15 protein-coding genes are annotated in these 16,976 nt (G+C 66.8%); 7 read left to right on the top strand and 8 right to left on the bottom strand.

All coding sequences use genetic code 11. From position 1 onward, the window contains the following. Window positions 1-52: 52 nt before the first annotated feature. The 4 genes from AC4D2W_RS15665 to AC4D2W_RS15650 are packed head-to-tail and all read left to right on the top strand — an operon-like array spanning window position 53 to window position 4,278. Entirely contained in the window at window positions 53-1,549 is a 1,497-nt protein-coding gene (locus AC4D2W_RS15665; RefSeq protein WP_490927833.1) for an aldehyde dehydrogenase family protein, read from the top strand. After that, on the top strand, window positions 1,546-3,177 hold the full coding sequence (gene rfaE2 / locus AC4D2W_RS15660; protein WP_490927832.1) for a D-glycero-beta-D-manno-heptose 1-phosphate adenylyltransferase: 1,632 nt from the start codon (window positions 1,546-1,548) through the stop codon (window positions 3,175-3,177). The genes AC4D2W_RS15665 and rfaE2 overlap by 4 nt, the downstream gene beginning before the upstream one ends. After that, window positions 3,174-4,094: a glycosyltransferase family A protein gene (locus AC4D2W_RS15655; protein WP_490927831.1), complete on the top strand. Its 921-nt coding sequence runs from the start codon at window positions 3,174-3,176 to the stop codon at window positions 4,092-4,094. Before rfaE2 ends, AC4D2W_RS15655 begins: the two co-directional genes overlap by 4 nt. Then, window positions 4,087-4,278: a DUF2795 domain-containing protein gene (locus AC4D2W_RS15650; protein ID WP_490927830.1), complete on the top strand. Its 192-nt coding sequence runs from the start codon at window positions 4,087-4,089 to the stop codon at window positions 4,276-4,278. The genes AC4D2W_RS15655 and AC4D2W_RS15650 overlap by 8 nt, the downstream gene beginning before the upstream one ends. A gap of 35 nt (window positions 4,279-4,313) precedes the next feature. On the opposite strand, the gene AC4D2W_RS15645 is transcribed toward AC4D2W_RS15650, so the two are convergent. From AC4D2W_RS15645 to AC4D2W_RS15625, 5 genes are all read right to left on the bottom strand, one after another. After that, complete coding sequence (locus AC4D2W_RS15645; RefSeq protein ID WP_490927829.1) at window positions 4,314-4,736, bottom strand: hypothetical protein; 423 nt, start codon at window positions 4,734-4,736, stop codon at window positions 4,314-4,316. A gap of 133 nt (window positions 4,737-4,869) precedes the next feature. Further along, a complete protein-coding gene (locus tag AC4D2W_RS15640; protein WP_490927828.1) occupies window positions 4,870-5,463 on the bottom strand; it encodes a hypothetical protein in 594 nt (197 codons plus the stop codon). A gap of 58 nt (window positions 5,464-5,521) precedes the next feature. Beyond that, entirely contained in the window at window positions 5,522-6,880 is a 1,359-nt protein-coding gene (locus tag AC4D2W_RS15635; protein WP_490927827.1) for an MATE family efflux transporter, read from the bottom strand. Between the two features lie 2 nt (window positions 6,881-6,882). Then, complete coding sequence (locus AC4D2W_RS15630; protein ID WP_490927883.1) at window positions 6,883-8,085, bottom strand: MFS transporter; 1,203 nt, start codon at window positions 8,083-8,085, stop codon at window positions 6,883-6,885. Window positions 8,086-8,147: 62 nt separating this feature from the next. Continuing rightward, the gene (locus tag AC4D2W_RS15625; protein ID WP_490927826.1) at window positions 8,148-9,080 is read right to left on the bottom strand and encodes a DUF4031 domain-containing protein; all 933 of its coding nucleotides are present in this window, start codon (window positions 9,078-9,080) and stop codon (window positions 8,148-8,150) included. Window positions 9,081-9,165: 85 nt separating this feature from the next. Here AC4D2W_RS15625 and AC4D2W_RS15620 point away from each other — a divergent pair, with 85 nt between their 5' ends. Further along, entirely contained in the window at window positions 9,166-10,269 is a 1,104-nt protein-coding gene (locus tag AC4D2W_RS15620) for a WD40/YVTN/BNR-like repeat-containing protein (protein WP_490927825.1), read from the top strand. A 47-nt stretch (window positions 10,270-10,316) separates the two neighbouring features. Beyond that, entirely contained in the window at window positions 10,317-10,613 is a 297-nt protein-coding gene (locus AC4D2W_RS15615; protein ID WP_490927824.1) for a MoaD/ThiS family protein, read from the top strand. Between the two features lie 121 nt (window positions 10,614-10,734). On the opposite strand, the gene AC4D2W_RS15610 is transcribed toward AC4D2W_RS15615, so the two are convergent. Then, on the bottom strand, window positions 10,735-11,526 hold the full coding sequence (locus AC4D2W_RS15610; RefSeq protein WP_490927823.1) for a transglycosylase family protein: 792 nt from the start codon (window positions 11,524-11,526) through the stop codon (window positions 10,735-10,737). A 429-nt stretch (window positions 11,527-11,955) separates the two neighbouring features. On the opposite strand from AC4D2W_RS15610, the gene AC4D2W_RS15605 reads away from it, so the two are divergent. Then, entirely contained in the window at window positions 11,956-13,941 is a 1,986-nt protein-coding gene (locus AC4D2W_RS15605; protein ID WP_490927822.1) for an APC family permease, read from the top strand. 411 nt (window positions 13,942-14,352) lie between these two features. Here AC4D2W_RS15605 and AC4D2W_RS15600 read toward each other — a convergent pair whose 3' ends face one another. Both AC4D2W_RS15600 and dnaB read right to left on the bottom strand, forming a co-directional pair. Next, a complete protein-coding gene (locus AC4D2W_RS15600; protein WP_490927821.1) occupies window positions 14,353-15,000 on the bottom strand; it encodes a hypothetical protein in 648 nt (215 codons plus the stop codon). Between the two features lie 89 nt (window positions 15,001-15,089). After that, window positions 15,090-16,472, bottom strand: coding sequence for a replicative DNA helicase (gene dnaB, locus AC4D2W_RS15595; RefSeq protein ID WP_400930274.1), 1,383 nt, complete (start codon window positions 16,470-16,472; stop codon window positions 15,090-15,092). Window positions 16,473-16,976 lie beyond the last annotated feature (504 nt).

The following is a 16,976-nucleotide window of genomic DNA, read 5'->3' as shown; positions in this document are numbered from 1 at the left end:
AGGAACCCTACACAGGATCCAGCCAGTTCGCCTGCCGACCGCAAGGAACCCCATGCCTCACAGTGCCGCTCCCGCCTCCCCGGCTGTCTCTCCCGCCACGGCCGCAGCTCCTCCTGCCCCTGCCGCCGCATTGGCCGGTACTGCCGGCGCGCCGTCCCCTGCCGGCGCCGTGCCGGGCAGCGGCAGAATCCTGGTGCTCAACCCGAATGACGGCACGCTCGTGGGTGAACTTGCCGCCGCGGACCGCGAGCAGGTGACGCAGGCGGTCGCCGCGGCACGCGGGGCACTGCCCGGATGGGCCGGAACGAATCCCGCCGACCGGGGCCGGATCCTGCGCTCAGCTGCCGCCGCCGTCGCCGAACGGGCCCGGGAACTCGCGGAACTGAACCACCGGGAAACCGGGAAACCGGTGGATGAGGCCCTGGGCGGGATAGCCGCAGCGGTGTCCACGCTGGAGCAGTACGCCGAACTCGGCCCGGTGCACCGCGGCCTCAGCCTGCGCGGATCCGCGCTGGCAGCGGACTACACCGTCTCCGAACCCCGCGGCGTGGCAGTGCTGCTCACACCGTGGAATGATCCGGTGGCCGTAGCAGCCGGCCTCATTGGCGCGGCGCTGGTCACCGGCAACACCGTCATCCACAAGCCGAGTGAACGCTCTCCCCACACCGGCATCCTGCTTGGCGACATCCTGGCACCGTTCTTCCCGGCCGGTGCCTTCAGCACTCTGACCGGAGATGCGGAGACCGGGTCGCTGCTCACCCGCGAGGACCGGGTGGACGTCTTCGCCCATGTTGGTTCCAGCCCTGCCGGCGGGCGGATCGCGCGGGCGGCCGGCCTGACCGGGGCACACGTCATTCGTGAAAACGGCGGCAACGATCCCCTGCTGATCGATGCCGGGGTGGATCCGGTCTGGGCGGCTGAGCAGGCGGCAATCGGTGCCTTCAGCAACAGCGGACAGATCTGCACCGCCGTCGAGCGCATTTACGTACACCGGGACCTGGCCGAACCGTTTTGCCGGGCCCTGACCCAGGAAGCCCGGCGCCGCAACCGGGACCAGCCGCCGGCCCCGCTGGTGGATGTCCGGCTCCGCTCCTCGGTCCATGCCCAGGTCACCGACGCGGTCCGGAACGGAGCGGAGCTGGCCGAGGGCGGCGTACTGCCCGACGGTCCCGGCGCCCACTATCCCGCCACGGTGCTCCTGAACTGCTCCCATCCCATGGCTGTTTTTACCGAGGAAACGTTCGGACCGGTGGCTCCGGTGCAGGTGGTGGACAGCTTCGCCGAAGGACTGGAACTGGCTGCGCGGGACAGGTTCGGGCTCGCTGCCACCGTGCTGACGCCGAGCATCGACTCGGCCCACCGCGCCGTGGCAGCCCTGCCGGTGGGAACGGTGAAAATCAACGCCGTCTTCGGCGGCGCTCCCGGCGGCTCCGCCGAACCCCGCGGGGAGAGCGGGCGCGGCTTTGGCTACGGACCCGAGCTCCTCGACGAGTTCAGCCTGGTCAAAGTGGTCCATGTGGGCCTGGCGAAGGTGCCGGGACAGGCATGATCATCCCGCCGGAACTGTCCGGGCTGCGCAGTCTGGCCCCGTGGCTGCCGGGCCGCCTGGCGGCCCGGGCGCCGCTTGTCGCCGTCGTCGGGGACGTCATGCTGGACGGCTGGTGGTCCGGCACCACGGACCGGTTCTGCCGTGAAGCCCCGGCTCCCGTGGTGGACATGGTCAGCCGCGACTACGCACCCGGCGGTGCCGCAAACACCGCCATGAATCTCCGGGGCCTGGGCGCGCGGGTCCGTCTGGCGGGGCTGGTGGGCGAGGATGAACCCGGGCGCCGGCTGCGGGCCGTGCTCGCCGCCGCCGGCATCGACCTCCAATTGCTCCATGCCAGGCCGGACGCGCGGACTGCCACCAAATACCGCGTCCTGGCAGGAGATCAGGTGCTGCTGCGCATGGATGACGGCGGCAGCCCGGTTCCGGGGCAGGCGGAGGAGGATCTGGCCGATGCCCTGCCCGCCTGGCTCGGTGAAGCGGACGCCGTGGTGGTGTGCGATTACGGCAGCGGGCTGCTGCACGGGCGTGTGCGCGAGGCCCTGATCCGGCAGCGCGGAAACCGCCTCACCGTCGTGGACGCCCACGCGCCGGGACTGTGGGCTGCGCTGGAACCCGACGTCGTTACCCCCAATTTCCAGGAGGCGGCCCGGCTGCTGGACCTGCGGCCGGAGCCGGGACGGGAGCGGGCCGAGCAGATCGGCGGCCGCGGCGCTGACCTGCTGCAGGCAACGGGTGCCCGCTCCGCCGTCGTCACCCTGGACCGTGAGGGAACGCTGCTGTTGACGGGCGGCGGCCAAATCCACCGCACCTGGGCGCGGCCTGCCACCGAGAAGCAGGCGTCCGGGGCCGGCGACACCTTTGTGGCGTGCCTGACCGTGGCCCGGGCCGCCGGGCTCCCCCTGAGCACGGCCGCGGACCTGGCGCAGAACGCTGCCGACGTGGTGGTCCGGCGGACGGGAACATCGGTGTGCACGTGGGCGGACCTGGAACTGCATCTGACGGCCCTGGCGGACACCGCCCTGTCTCCCGATGAACTTCAGGCGAGGGTGGACGCGGACCGGGCCGCCGGCAAGCGGATCGTGCTGACCAACGGCTGTTTTGACGTTTTGCACCGCGGACACACCCGTTATCTGCAGCAGGCCAAGGCCCTCGGGGACGTTTTGGTGGTGGCATTGAACGGAGATGACTCGGTGACGCGGCTCAAGGGACCGGGCCGGCCGATCAATCCGGTGCATGACCGCGCCGGCGTCATTGCGGCGCTGAGCTGCGTGGACTATGTCACGGTTTTTGACACGGACACCCCCATTCCACTGATCGAAGCCCTTCGTCCGGACGTCTACGCCAAGGGCGGGGACTACTCCCCCGAGATGCTGCAGGAGACGCGGGTGGTGCGCGAATGCGGCGGGCAGGTGCGGATCCTGGACTATGTCGCGGACCATTCGACGACGGCGCTGTTCGAACGAATCCAGTCCTCCTCCCCCGGCGTCCCCCGCCCCAGTGCGGAGTCAGGGGCAGGGGCGGGGAAAGCAGGCTCAGGTGAATCAAGCGTCCGGGGATCCAGTGCCTCAGCAACCTCGCCCGCCGGTCCGGGACCTGGTCCGGAGGAAGAAGCCGGAGCCCGTACATGAGCAGGAAGTGGTCCGGGGCGTGGGGAGCGGACACCGGCGGCGAGGACCCGGCGCCCGCTTCACGGCTCCCGCTGCAGGTCCTGATACCCACCAGGGGCCGGGAAACCGAACTGTCTGTGACGCTTGCCGGTCTGGCCGCGCAGGATGAACCAAACTTCGGCGTTGTGATCAGCGACCAAAGCCCGGGCGAACCGTCGTGGGCCCATCCGGCCGCGGCCGCTATGCTCCGGGTACTGCGGGCCCAGGGCCGTCCGGTCACCCTGCTGCGCAACCTGCCGGCGCGCGGGCTGGCCCAGCAGCGCCAGCACCTGCTGGAAGCGGCCGGATCTCCCCTGGTGCTGTTTCTGGACAATGATGTGTGGCTGGAACCGGACATGCTGCGCCGGATGGTGAACGCCCTGGCGGAGGCCGAATGCGGATTTGTGGGGGCGGCAGTGCAGGGTTTGTCCTATTTGGCGGACCACCGACCCCTCGAGCAGCAGCCATTCGAACTGTGGACGGGATCCGTAGAGCCAGAGCGGATCCGGCGCGGAGACCCGGACTTTGAGCGGTGGCCCCTGCACAATGCCGCCAATCTTGCCCATATTGGGGCAGATTTGAAGCTTAAGCCCGGCTCCTGGCTGTTGTACAAGGTGGCCTGGGTCGGCGCCTGCGTGCTCTTCGACCGCCGGAAACTGCTGGACTGCGGCGCTTTCAGCTTTTGGCCGGACCTGCCGCCTGAGCACTCCGGGGAGGACGTGGCCGCGCAGTGGCGCGTAATGGAAAAATACGGGGGAGCCGGCCTGATCCCCTCCGGGGCCGTTCACCTGGAGTCCCCCACAACGGTCCAAGACCGTTCCGTAGACGCTGCCGAGCTCATGTTCGGGCAGTGGGAAGCAATGGAAAACGCACATCAATCAAGGGAGAGCCATGAGTGACAAGCCAAGCCCGATCGACATCCAAAAGGCCTTGGGCGGAATGGATTATCCGGCATCCAAGGAGGACATCGTAAAGAAGGCCGAGGGGTCCAAGGCCGACCAGTCCGTGCTGGACGCGCTGGGAAACCTGCCCGAACGCGAGTACGGGGCTCCCACGGACATCAGTAAAGAGATCTTCGACTAACTCCCGGGGCGTCTGCCGCCCGGCAGTCCCGGAGCCTAGGCCGCAGGGCCCGTGGTGCCGGGATTGGCGGGGCGGGAGGCGCTGTCGGCCGTATTCGAAGGGGTCTCCGGAGCTTCCGGAACTGCGTTGCCGGAAGGCGCTGCGTTGCCTGAAGGTGCTGTGTTGTCGGAAGGTGCTGCGCTGTCGGAAGGTGCTGCGTTGTCGGAAGGTGCTGCGCTGCTGCGGGGGGCGCCAACCGAGCCGGCGCCGCCGGGAATCTTGGCCGAGCTGCGGTTCACGCCGGAGCCCTCGCTGAGGTGGTCCGGGTTCGGCTTTTCCGTCATGAGCAGCAGCGAGCAGATCAGGACGGAGGCGATGAACGCAATGCCTGCGGCGGTGAAGCCCAGATCAACCCGCAGTTCCTTTTCTCCGCCGCCGGTGGCGAAGATCATGGTGGCAATGCCCGCAATCACAGCCAATACGGCAGAAAAAATGAGCGGGGCCTTCACGGAGTTCCGCTTCTGCGGCCCACCGGATGAGCTGTTCGCCACTGATTTCCTCCTGCTGCGTTGATGATCGCGGTTCTACAAACGGTAGAACCGATTTTCCAGTTTACGGCTTTTGCCGGCCCGCTGCTGCCGGATCCGTGTTGCCCGCGGAACGGGCATCAAACCGGGCGCCCAGACCCGAGGTGGCCAACATGACCGCAATGATGAGGGCAGAACCGCCGGTAACTCCCAGCATCGCCTGCGCACCGAGGTCCATGGCCTGCACGGCTACCAGGATGATGGCGGCTCCCAGGCTCACCACTCCTGTGATCAGCCAGTCACGGGCCGGCAGGAATGTGGTGCGGGACTTGAGCCAGAGATAAAGCTCGACGGCGCCGCCCAGTGCCAGCGCAATGCCGGCGGCGGCGCAGAAGGCTTCCACCGAGCGCAGTGCGAGGACGGCCACACCGGCGAGGGCGTAGACGGCGGCCTCTAGCAGCTGCAGGGTGCGGATCCGGGGTTCCCCGCTGAGACCGGCGAGAACGGACATCCGCCATACGCTGACCGCTGTGAGCAGCAGGTAGAGCCCGCCGGCAACGGACAGCACATTGATGCCGGGTCCCTGCCAAAAGACGGTCAGGATCCCAAAGGCAGCCGCCGTGGCCGAACGGAGGAGGATGGGTTTCCACGGGGTCATTCCGTGGCTGGATTCGCCCACTGCCGAGCCTCCGCTTTCGTGTCTGCACCTTCGTGGAGCCGGTTGGCCCCCCACCATCTTAGTCGCTCGCGCTGCCCGGTGCCGCCCCGGTGACCATCCAGGCGTCCTGCCGGATCCGCCAGGTCAACGTGAGTGCGCGGGCACTCATGTATCCCAGTGCGAAGGCGGCCCACAGCCAGGCGATGCCGCCGGGACCTTCGAGGCCGGAGGCTTGGACCCACCACAGCAGCGGCAGGTAGGCGAGCAGGTTCAGCACGCCGGTGATCGCCAGGTACCGTGCGTCGCCGGCGCCGATGAGCACGCCGTCGAGCACGAAGACCAGGCCGCAGATCGGCTGGGACACGGCCAGCACCCACAGTCCGGCGGTCAGCGCGGACTGCACACCGGCGTCGGGCGTGAAAATCCAGCCGGCAAAGGGAGCCGCCGCGGCCAGCAGCACCCCGGTGATCACCCCGAATCCCACGCCCCACCGGATCATCCGGCGGGTCAGCTCCCGGGCCAGGGACGCGTTGCCGGCACCGAGCTCCTTGCCGATCAGTGCCTGCGCGGCAATGGCCAGGGCGTCGAGGGCGAAGGCCAGGAAGGTGAAGACGGTCATGACCAGCTGGTGGGCAGCCAGCGACTGCGGTCCCTGCGCGGTGGCCACCAGTACCGCCGCCAGCACGGCCAGGCGAAGGCTCAGCGTCCGCAGCATCAGCCAGGAGCCCACGTGCGCGGTGGCGCGGATCCCGGCGGCGGCGGGACGCAGAGGAACTCCGGCACGCCGAGCCATCCGTCCCACCAGCACCAGATAGACGGCGGCCATGCCCCACTGGGTGATGCTGGTGCCCAGCGCGGAACCGGCAACGGAGAGGTTGAAACCGTACACCAGCAGATAGTTCAGGCCGATGTTCACTGCGCAGCCGACGGCGGCCACCATCAGCGGCGTGCGGGTGTCCTGCAGCCCGCGCAGCACGCCAGTGGCCGCCAGGACCACGAGCATGGCGGTGAGTCCGGGCATTGAATACTGCAGGTAATCCACGGCGAAGGCATGCACTTCACCGGTGGCTCCCAGAGCGGTGGCCAGAGCCGGGGCAGCCAGGATTCCGGCAACGGAGAGCAGCACGCCCAGGATCAGGGCCAGCCCGATTCCGTCCCGGCCGGCTGCCACGGCCTCACGGTGCCGGTCCCCGCCCAGATATCTGGCCACGGTTCCGGTGGTGGAATAGGCCAGGAACACCATGAGCCCGACGGCGGTTTGCAGCACCGTGGATGCCAGCCCCACCCCGGCCAGTTCATTGACGCCAAGGTGGCCCACGATCGCCGAATCGGCAATCAGGAACAGCGGTTCGGCGATCAGTGCACCCAGTGCCGGTACGGCCAGGGCGAGGATGCGCCGGCCCAGGGCGGAGCCTGAGGTCTGTGCTGAAGTGCCCATCTTCACAGCTTACGGTTCTGCCGCAGGGGAGCCTGCACCGGCGGGGTGCCCCGTTCCGGAGCGAGGACCGCGGCGGCCGCGGCGGCGGCCAGGGCCATCAGCACCCCCACAAAAACACTCAGTCCGGTCCAGCCCCAGTGCTGGAAAAAGATGCCGCCCGCCCAGCCCAGCAGGCTGGAACCGGCGTAGTAGAACAGGTTGTACAGCGAGGAGGACTGTGCCCGGCCTTCGGTCGCGAGGAAGGGCGCCCAGCCGGAGGCAATGGAGTGGGCGGCGAAGAATCCGCCGGTGAACACCACGAGCCCGGCGATCACGGCCGGCAGCCAGGACCCAAGAGTGAGGGCCAGCCCGGAGGCCATTACCGCTATTGACCCGAGCAGCACCGTCTTGCGGCCTCCGTGCGCCGCCAGCCGGCCGGCCAGGGATCCGGCGGCACGGGAGGACCAGGTGCCGGCGAGGTAGGCCAGGAAGAGGAAGCTGGCCACGCTTTGCGGCAGCGAGAACGGTGCAGCGCCGAGCCGGAACCCCAGATAGTTATAGACCGCCACGAATCCGCCCATCAGCAGGAAGCCCTGCAGATACAGGCTGATCTGGCGGGGATTGCGCAGGTTCAGCAGCAGCCGCCCGCCAAGTCCGGGGCCGGGATCGGCGCGGCGCAGCGGTGAAAACCCGCGCTGCTTCGGTGCGGTGAGCATAAAGACGACGGCGGCTCCGGCGGCCAGCAGGCTGACGGTGCCGACGCCCACCCGCCAGTTTGCGGCGTCGGCCATCGGGGCGGCAACGATCCGGCCGGCAAGCCCGCCGATGGTGGTGCCCGAAACGTAGCTGCCGGCGGCCACGGCGGCATGGACCCGGGACACCTCTTCGCTGAGGTAGGCCAGGGCGACGGCGGGAATCCCGCCCATCGCCGCGCCCTCCGTGAACCGGAGCATCAGCAGGACCGGAAGATTGGGGCTGAACGGAACCAGCAGTCCCAGGACCACGGCGGCAATGATTGCCAGCCGCATGACCGGCAGCCGGCCGAAGCGGTCAGCTGCCGCGGACCAGGAAATGACGGAAGCTGCCAGGCCCAGTGTTGCCGCTGATACAGCCAGTGCGGCGGCCGGGGCGGTGATGTCCAGGTCCCGGGCCAGGCCGGGCAGGACACCCTGGACGGAGTACAGCTGGGCGAAAGTTGCCATTCCTGCCGCGGCCAGTGCCACCATGACGCGGCGGTAGCCCCGGCTGCCTTTGGGATGACCGGTCCACGGGATTGATGTGTTGCCGCTCAATCCTGCTGCCCCCGGGCCGGCTGTGGAAGTTTCAGTTCGGAGCGCAGGTTGCGGCGCGCCTGCTCCTCCCAGCGGTTCCGTGCAGCGGGAGAGGAAAACAGCGGATCGGCCTCCAGCAGCTGCTCCACCACCCGGCGGCGGCCGGCGGTGAAATCGGCGTGGCCCACGTGCGCGTATTCACGTCGGACATCGGCAACGTAGCGGCGGTAGGCTTCCGGGCTGCGACCCAAAACCGACAGGTCGGCGTCACAGAGCAGCATTCCGGCCGTGTCCCCCGGCTCAGGCCGGTGGCCGGCCGTCAGCCGGACCAACCGCTGCACTTCGCGAATCTCCGCCTCGGCTGAGCCCGCTTCCGGAAGCAGTGTCCCGGCGAGCTCCGCGGAGCATTCCTCATCCTCGGGGGCCCCGCGGTACACGGCGTCGTGGAACCACGCCGCCAGAAGTACCGTCCGCGGCGGCGGCCCCTCCGAAAGCTGCTCCGCTGCCTCCAGGACGGCCAGCAAGTGCCTGCGGTCGTGGTAGCGGCGGTGCGGCTCGCCCCAGCGGTTCAGCAGCTCGGCGCCCAGCCCGTTGGCTCCAGGCACCAGCGCTTCCCAGCGTGCCAGCAAAGGGTGCACCAGCGAGGCACTGCGTTCACGCGCCTTGATGCGCAGCCCGCTGCGGATGAGCAGGCGCACCAGGGTACCGCCGTCGACCTCCATCGCACCCCGGGCCACCAGATCCCGGTAGCGGCGCACCGGCACATCGTAGTGGTCCAGATCGAAGGCGCGGGCATCGATTCCGGCGGCAGCCGCGAAGCCGTGCAGTTCAGCCAGGGAGGTGTCCGAGACCAAGTGGGAAAACACCGTATTATGGGCCGGCCACAACGGCGGATCGATGTAGATCATCCGGCCGTGCACCGGAACGGGAAGCGGAAAGGCATGCTCCATACCTACCGGATGCGGCCGCGCATTTCCACGCGGGACCTTTCGGCGGACCCTTGTCCGTGCCGCGCCCGCATGGTCCAATACCAGCATGAATGAAGGGGACACAGCCGTCCTGGCCATTGGTACGCGCAAGGGCCTGTGGCTGGCGACCAGTACTGACAGGCACCACTGGGACCTGGTCGGGCCGCACTTCCTCATGGATGAGGTCGCGTCCGTGGCCCTTGATACCCGGGGCCCGGCTCCCCGGATCCTCGCCGGCATCATGAACTGGCACTGGGGCCCGTGTGTGGTCCACTCGGATGACCTCGGGCAGACCTGGAGCGAGCCGGAGGACGGCGCCGTCCGTTTTCCGGCGGACACCGGCGAAGCACTGACCCGCGTCTGGCAGCTGCAGCCGGACAGCGCGGACCGCCCGGGAGTGGTCTGGGCGGGGGCGGAACCCATTTCCGTGTGGAAATCCACGGACGGCGGCGAGCATTTCGAGATGAACCAGCCGTTTTGGGACCATCCCCACCGCAGCGGGTGGGGCGCCGGTTTCGGCGGTGCCGCGGCCCACACCGTGCTGCCGAGCCCGGTTGATGACACCGTCCATGTGGCGATCAGTGCGGCAGGTGTTTACCGCACGGACGACGGCGGGGCATCCTGGGCGCCGCGCAACACCGGAATCAGCGCGTACTTTATGCCCGATCCGAATCCGGAGTACGGGCAATGCGTCCATAAGGTGGCACGGGACGCCGGTGATGTCCGTCGCCTGTATGCCCAGAACCATCATGGGGTCTACCGGACGGACGACGCCGGGGACTCCTGGCAGTCCATCGCGGACGGACTGCCCGCCGATTTTGGCTTTGTCATGCTGGCGCATCCAACCCGGTCCGGAACCATTTGGACGATCCCGTTGAAAGCCGACGGTGAGCGTATTGCCCCGGAGGGGCATCTGGCGGTGTACCGCAGCGAGGATGCCGGGGATTCGTGGACGCGGCTGGATTACGGCCTCCCGGAGACGGACTACAACGCGGTGCTCCGCGATGCGGCCGCGGTAGACACCGCAGAGCCGGCCGGCGTGTACTTCGGCACCCGGGGCGGGCAGGTATTCGGGAGCGCCGATGAGGGCAACACTTTTTCCCTGGTTGCGGGAAACCTTCCTGACGTACTGTGCGTCCGGGCCGCGGTTGTGCAGGCTGCGGGACTGTAATGGACGCTGCACTGTGACGGGTGACAGGGTTGCGGGGAGGTGAAAGCGTGACGGCAACCGATCCGGTTCGCCTGGTCCTGCCGGCGGCGCTGTCCGCCGCAGCCGGCGGGCAACGTGAACTCTCGCGCACATCCGGTCCGGGACTTACCGCCGCCGCCCTGCTGGACGCCCTGGCCGCCGACTATCCCAGACTGGAGCGCCGCATACGGGACGAGGCCGGCCGACTGCGCCGGTATGTGAATGTCTATATTAACGGAGAAGAGCTCCGCTCCCTGGACGGCCTGGCCAGCTCGGTGCCTCCGGGATGTGAAGTCCTCGTCCTGCAGTCCGTGGCGGGCGGCTGACGGCGGAGGGCGTCCCGGCCTGTCGGTTAACGCAGCAGGCGCCCCGCCGTGAAGCGGGGCGCCTGCTTTCTGTTAATATCCGGTCCTGCAAAGATGCTGCAGATTCCGGGCTAGGCCTTCACTAGGCCGGCAGCTGCAGAACAGCGCCGGTGAAGATCAGGTTCGGGTCGATGACGGAGTCGGCGTTGGCGTTGTACAGCGCCTGCCAGCCTCCTTCGATGCCGAGCTTCTCGGCGATTCCGGAGAGCGTGTCACCGGACTGGATGGTGTAGGTCTCACCGGTCACAGCGGGGGCAAAGGTCTCCACCGGTGCGTACTGCTGAACCTGTGCCTCCGGGATAACCGGGGTCTCGGGCACTGCAACCTCAGGGGCTGCCGGGGCTTCGGGAACCGAGTAGGTTTCCACCGGAACAAATTCCTGGGCCGGAGCCGGTGCCGCGTATTCCTGAACCGGGGCCGGTGCCGCGTATTCCTGAACCGGGGCCGGAGCGGTGTACGTAGCCTCGGGGGCAGTGTACTGCTGGGTCTGCTCCGGAACAGTGCTCTGGGGAGTCACCGCACCGGTGGCTCCGCCGGAGAGGCCGAGCTTTGCGGAGCAGGCAGGCCAAGCGCCCCAGCCCTGTCCGGCGAGAACGTTCTCAGCCACGGCAATCTGCTGCTCACGGCTGGCAGAGGTGGGATCACCGGTACCGCCGAAGGCGGCCCAGGTGCTCGGGGTGAACTGAAGGCCGCCGGAGAACCCGTTACCGGTGCTGATGCTCCAGTTGCCGCCGCTTTCACACTGTGCGAGTGCATCCCATGTACTCGCGTCGGCAGCCTGGGACGGTACTGCGGTCAGGGCCACGCCAGCACCCGAGATTGCTGCTACAGCTAGTCCCCGGCGAACGTTACGGCTGATCTTAGACTTAGTCATTTGGATTTGGCTGCTCCCGGGGCCCACCTGCGTTCCACCCTTCCCAAGGCTTCTCGACGCCGTCGCCAACCCCTTGACGATAGAGGTCATGAAAGCGGTGCCTGACGATGTGGCGACGTGTGGTGGCTCGAGGCACCGAGCGTTTTGCGGCTGCACCCGGAACGGTGCCAGCCATCTTCCGGGACTTCATCTGCCCGGGGGGTTCTATTTCCGAACCCGCTAAACACCGTAAGGGATGTCCCGCTTGATAACAAATTGGTATCGGTCACGCAAACACGTGACCGCCTCCGCACTCTTGTGCGCTCTCCCGCCAGCGCGCGGGCCGATGGCCGGAAGGGTGCAACAACCCGCTCCGCATAGCGGTGGCGAAGGTCACAGCTATTAGGGGCTTGTGGACACGGACCAACCGCAGGTCTAGGGTTTGACCTCGTGCTCACATTCTTCAATGCGCTCAAGCGCATTCTGGTCGGGCGTCCCTACGGCAACGAACGGCTCTCGCACACCCTGCTTCCGAAGCGCATCGCACTGCCGGTATATGCCTCGGATGCCCTTTCGTCGGCAGCGTACGCTCCCGACGAAATTTTGCTCACACTGGCCCTGGCCGGCGTCACTGCGGTAACCGTCTCTCCCTGGGTGGGACTGGCCGTCATCATCGTTTTGCTCACAGTGGTTGCTTCCTACCGGCAGAACGTCCATGCCTACCCCTCCGGCGGCGGGGACTACGAAATCGCCAGCACCAACCTGGGTAAACCCGCCGGATTGACGGTGGCCTCCGCCCTGCTGGTGGACTACGTGCTCACGGTCGCCGTATCCATGTCTTCCGCGTCGCACTACCTGATCACTGCCATGCCGGTGCTGGACGGACATCAGGCGGTGATTGCCGCCGTCGGCGTGGCCGCCCTGGTCCTTGTCAATCTGCGCGGGATCCGGGAAGCCGGAGCCGTATTCGCCGTTCCCACCTACGTTTTTATCGCTTCGGTGCTGGGCATGTGTGCCGTCGGTGCCTTCCAGGCCGTCACCGGCACGCTGGGCAAGGCGCCGTCCGCAGACTTTGACCTGGTGCCTGAATCCGCGATGGACTCCGGTCTGGTGGGCCTGGCCGGAGCGTTCCTGCTCCTGCGTGCCTTCTCCTCGGGTGCAGCTGCGCTGACCGGCGTGGAGGCAATCAGCAACGGTGTTCCCACCTTCCGCAAGCCCAAGAGCACCAATGCCGCCACCACTCTGCTGCTCCTGGGAGTGGTGGCTGCCTCGATGCTCGCCGGAATCCTCGCCCTTGCCAGCGCCACGCATGTGCGCATGGTGCAGGACCCCGCCCTCCAGCTGACCATCAACGGGAACCCGGTCGGCCCGGAATACGTTCAACATCCGGTGATCAGCCAGCTCGCGGAAACGGTCTTCGGCAACGGAAGCCTGCCGTTCTACATTGTGATTGCAGCCACGGGACTGATCCTGGTTTTCGCCTCGAACACGGCCTTCAACGGGTTCCCGGTCCTGGCCTCGATCCTCGCGAAGGACGGGTTTCTGCCGCGGCAGATGCGCACGCGCGGTGACCGGCTCGCGTTCAGCAACGGCATTATTGCCCTTGGCGTTGGCGCGCTGGTCCTGATCCTTCTTTTCGACGCCGATGTCACCCGCCTGATCCAGCTTTACATTGTGGGTGTGTTCGTTTCCTTCACGGCCAGCCAGCTCGGCATGATCCGTCACTGGACCGCACGATTGCGCACGGAACGCAGCCGGGAAGCGCGCCGCCAGATGAAGCGCTCCCGGGTCATTAATGCCGGCGGCTTCGGCATGACGGCGCTGGTTCTCGTGATTGTCCTGGTGACAAAATTCACCCACGGTGCGTGGATTGCACTGTTGGCCATGGCCGGGCTGTATCTGCTCATGTTCACTATCCGAACGCACTACGATTCCGTGGCCAGGGAACTGGCCGTGGAGGAAGACGCGCAGGGGCTGGCGCTGCCGTCCCGCGTCAATGCAGTGATCCTGGTGTCCAAGGTTCACAAGCCCGCCCTGCGGGCCCTGGCCTACGCCCGCGCGTCGCGCCCCTCAACCCTGAACGCCATCATCGTGGACATCGACTCCGAGGACACCAAACGGGTGATGGAGCAGTGGGAAAGGATGCAGATCCCCGTGCCGCTGACGGTGCTTTCCTCCCCGTACCGCGAGACGGTGTCCCCCGTGCTGACCTATCTGCGCGAGGCACGGCGTAATGCTCCCCGCGAACTCTTTGTGGTCTACATCCCCGAGTATGTGGTGGGCCGCTGGTGGGAACAGCTGGTGCACAACCAGACCGCCCTGCGGATGAAAGCCCGCCTGCACTTTGAGCCGGGCATCATGGTGGCCAGCGTCCCCTGGCAGCTGGCTTCCAGCCGGGACCGCGACGCCACGCCCACAGCGGGTTCCGGGCTGTAGCAGGAGGTCTGAAAGACGTTCCGGCCGTCAACGTCACTGATGCGCTGCAGCCGTTCCCGCTCCGCTTCCTGCGCCTCCCAGACCGGCCGCCAGCGCCGCTGCGATGCCTCACGGGCCGCCAGGTAAGCCGGTGGACTTGCCCGAGCCGTTCTCGCCAATCAGCCAACGCGGTCGCCCCCGGAGACGGAAAGGAAACCTCGGTAAGAATGCGGCGGCCCGGATAGCTGAAGCTGACGGCATTCAGGTGAAGGTGCCCGCCGGGGATGTGCGGCGAAAGGGCTGCGCGTGGAGTCGGTGCGCTGAAAGGCTGCCATGTGGGTCCTGAGGCCCGGAAATCGGCCGCACCCCGGGCATCAGGGCACAGTTGCCGGTCTACGGGAGTGCAGCGGCGGCAGGAGCAAAAGCTCCGGCTCAGGCCTCCGGTTTGGCGGTCGGTTCCGGAACGGGCATGCCCCGCCCGGCAAGGACCGACCGGTAGGCATAGTCCGTGAGGAGCCCGTCAGCGTGGGCCTGCACCACGGTCTCGAAGGAGCGCGGTCCCTGCTCGGTGCTGTAGGGGAAATGGATCAGCTCGGCAATGAGCTCCCAATCCTCGGCAATGGTCTCAATGAGATCCGCCGGGGTTTCCTCCGGTCCGGGCCCGCCGCTGAGGACCGTCCAGGATCCCTCCGGAACCCGGTAGGCCTCCAGCCGTTCCAGGTCGGCTTCGAGTTCCTCCAGGGAACCGTATTCGGTCTGCGCCTCGGGCGGAACGGAGCCGTCCGGTGTTGCCAGCTGGCTCACGAAGCCGGTCTCGAGCGGGAAGACGGACGTCGGCACGGGTTCGCCCTCTTCCAAATAGGCGGGCAGCTGCGAGGGCATCCAGTACCAGGCATCGCCGTCGAGCGCACCGCCGGGCTGGCTCCGTTCGCTGATCCAGCCGCGTGCGGTCAGCAGCGACTCGCCTTCGTCGCTGGTGAAGGATTCGGTGTTGCCGAAGATCCGGTTGGTCTCATGCTCGGCACGGCGGGCCTGCTTCTTCTTGGCTGCTGCCTTCTTGCGGGGCTTTGACTTGGGCACGGTACTCCTAGGATGCGGCTGGTCGGGAATGCGGCCGTGACGGACCGTCAGGGCGCAGACCGGCAGCATCAATTCTAGACGCCGGGCGCCTAGAAGCCGGAGCCGCCCTCCACTGCCATGTTGGAGAACCGGGAGTAATGGCCCTGGAAGCCCACCACGATGGTTTTGGTGGGGCCGTTACGGTGCTTGGCCACAATGACGTCGGCCTCGCCGGCACGCGGGGACTCCTTGTCGTAAATGTCCTCACGGTGCAGCAGGATCACCATGTCCGCATCCTGCTCAATGGAGCCGGATTCACGCAGGTCCGAAACCATGGGCTTCTTGTCCGTACGCTGCTCGGAACCACGGTTCAGCTGCGAAAGGGCGATCACCGGCACTTCAAGCTCCTTGGCCAGCAGCTTCAGGGCACGGGAAAACTCTGAAACTTCCTGCTGGCGGGACTCCACCTTTTTGCCCGAGGACATCAGCTGCAGGTAATCCAGCACCACGAGCTTGAGGTCATGGCGCTGCTTCAGCCGCCGGCATTTGGCCCGGATTTCCATCAGTGACATGTTCGGGCTGTCGTCAATGAACAGCGGGGCGTCATTCATCCGCCCCATGGTGGTGGCGATCTTGCCCCATTGCTCGTCCTTGATGGTTCCCTTGCGCAGGTCCTGCAGCCCGATGGTGGCTTCCGCGGAGAGCAGGCGCATGGCAATCTCGTTGCGGCCCATTTCCAGGGAGAAGAAGACGGTGGTCATGTTGTTCTTGATTGCTGCGGAGCGGGCAAAGTCGAGGGCAAAGGTGGATTTACCCACGGCGGGGCGGGCGGCGATCACGATCATCTGGCCTGGATGCAGCCCCTGTGTCAGCTCATCCAGTTCGTAGAATCCCGTGGGCACGCCGGTCATGCCTTCGCCGCGGTGGCCGGCGGACTCGATCTCGTCCACCGTGCCCTCGATGATGTCCTTCAGCGGAACATAGTCCTCTGCGGTGCGGCGTTCCGCCACGGCGTATACCTCGGCCTGCGCCGCGTTGACGATGTCATCCACTTCCATGCCGTCGCTGGAATATCCGAGCTGGACAATTTTGGTGCCGGCATCCACCAGCCGGCGCAGAACCGCGCGTTCGCGGACGATTTCGGCGTAGAAACCCGCATTGGCCGCGGTGGGAACGGATTGGATCAGTGTGTGGAGATAGGCCGGGCCGCCGATTCGCCCGATCTCGCCGCGCTTGGTCAGTTCATCCGAGACGGTGACGGCGTCGGCAGGTTCGCCGCGGCCGTACAGGTCAATGATGGCTTCGAAAATGGATTCGTGGGCCGGACGGTAGAAGTCGATCCCCCGCAGGACCTCCACGACGTCGGCAATGGCGTCCTTGGAGAGCATCATGCCGCCCAGGACGGACTGCTCAGCAACCAAATCCTGCGGGGGCGTCCGTGCGAAGTCGGAGCCTGCGCTGGATGCCGGTGAATCAGTATGCGTGAGCGACACTGTGTAACCCTTTCCCAAGGTACTGCTGTGGTGCGATCCCTGCCCGGTGGGCAGCTGATTCAGGTCTATCCCGCCGCGGTGACACTTCTGCGGCGGCCGGAGAACGGCACCGTCCCGGTGAAAGGCAGGGAGTCGAATAGATGGGATTCATCCGCAACCGTAGTCCCGAATCCCCCTGCTCCCAAATGAGTTATCCACAGCCCTTGTGGACAAGGTGTTGATAAGGCGGCGTGTCTTGTGCACAGGTTGGGCATAAGGGTGTGGATAAACATTTATTTTCACCCTAAATACGGCTCTGACGTGGGAAAACGTTCATCCACACCTGTGCACAACAAGTATTTTTTGTGGGCATGGACGCCGGAATTTCAGGTTGACAGATGGCCGAATCAGGCATACGGCCGAGGTTATCCCCGGTTTGGTGAGAATTTTCCACAGCCGGTATCCACAGGATTTACCCGGCATGCCGCCACAGCCGCGAGGATGCCCGCTGCACGCAAAAGCGCC

It is taken from the genome of Arthrobacter sp. TJ-58, from assembly GCF_058269295.1.
Note: the sequence above shows the minus strand (reverse complement) of the source record. Positions and strands in the feature narration are given on the sequence as shown.

What these genes read in the sequence shown, in the direction of transcription:
- AC4D2W_RS15625 (WP_490927826.1), bottom strand. Translation starts at nt 9,080, where the DNA reads ATGGAGCATGCCTTTCCGCTTCCCGTTCCGGTGCACGGCCGGATGATC.
- AC4D2W_RS15650 (WP_490927830.1), top strand. Translation starts at nt 4,087, where the DNA reads ATGAGTGACAAGCCAAGCCCGATCGACATCCAAAAGGCCTTGGGCGGA.
- AC4D2W_RS15665 (WP_490927833.1), top strand. Translation starts at nt 53, where the DNA reads ATGCCTCACAGTGCCGCTCCCGCCTCCCCGGCTGTCTCTCCCGCCACG.
- AC4D2W_RS15655 (WP_490927831.1), top strand. Translation starts at nt 3,174, where the DNA reads ATGAGCAGGAAGTGGTCCGGGGCGTGGGGAGCGGACACCGGCGGCGAG.
- AC4D2W_RS15610 (WP_490927823.1), bottom strand. Translation starts at nt 11,526, where the DNA reads ATGACTAAGTCTAAGATCAGCCGTAACGTTCGCCGGGGACTAGCTGTA.
- AC4D2W_RS15635 (WP_490927827.1), bottom strand. Translation starts at nt 6,880, where the DNA reads ATGGGCACTTCAGCACAGACCTCAGGCTCCGCCCTGGGCCGGCGCATC.
- rfaE2 (WP_490927832.1), top strand. Translation starts at nt 1,546, where the DNA reads ATGATCATCCCGCCGGAACTGTCCGGGCTGCGCAGTCTGGCCCCGTGG.
- AC4D2W_RS15620 (WP_490927825.1), top strand. Translation starts at nt 9,166, where the DNA reads ATGAATGAAGGGGACACAGCCGTCCTGGCCATTGGTACGCGCAAGGGC.
- AC4D2W_RS15630 (WP_490927883.1), bottom strand. Translation starts at nt 8,085, where the DNA reads ATGGTGGCACTGGCCGCGGCAGGAATGGCAACTTTCGCCCAGCTGTAC.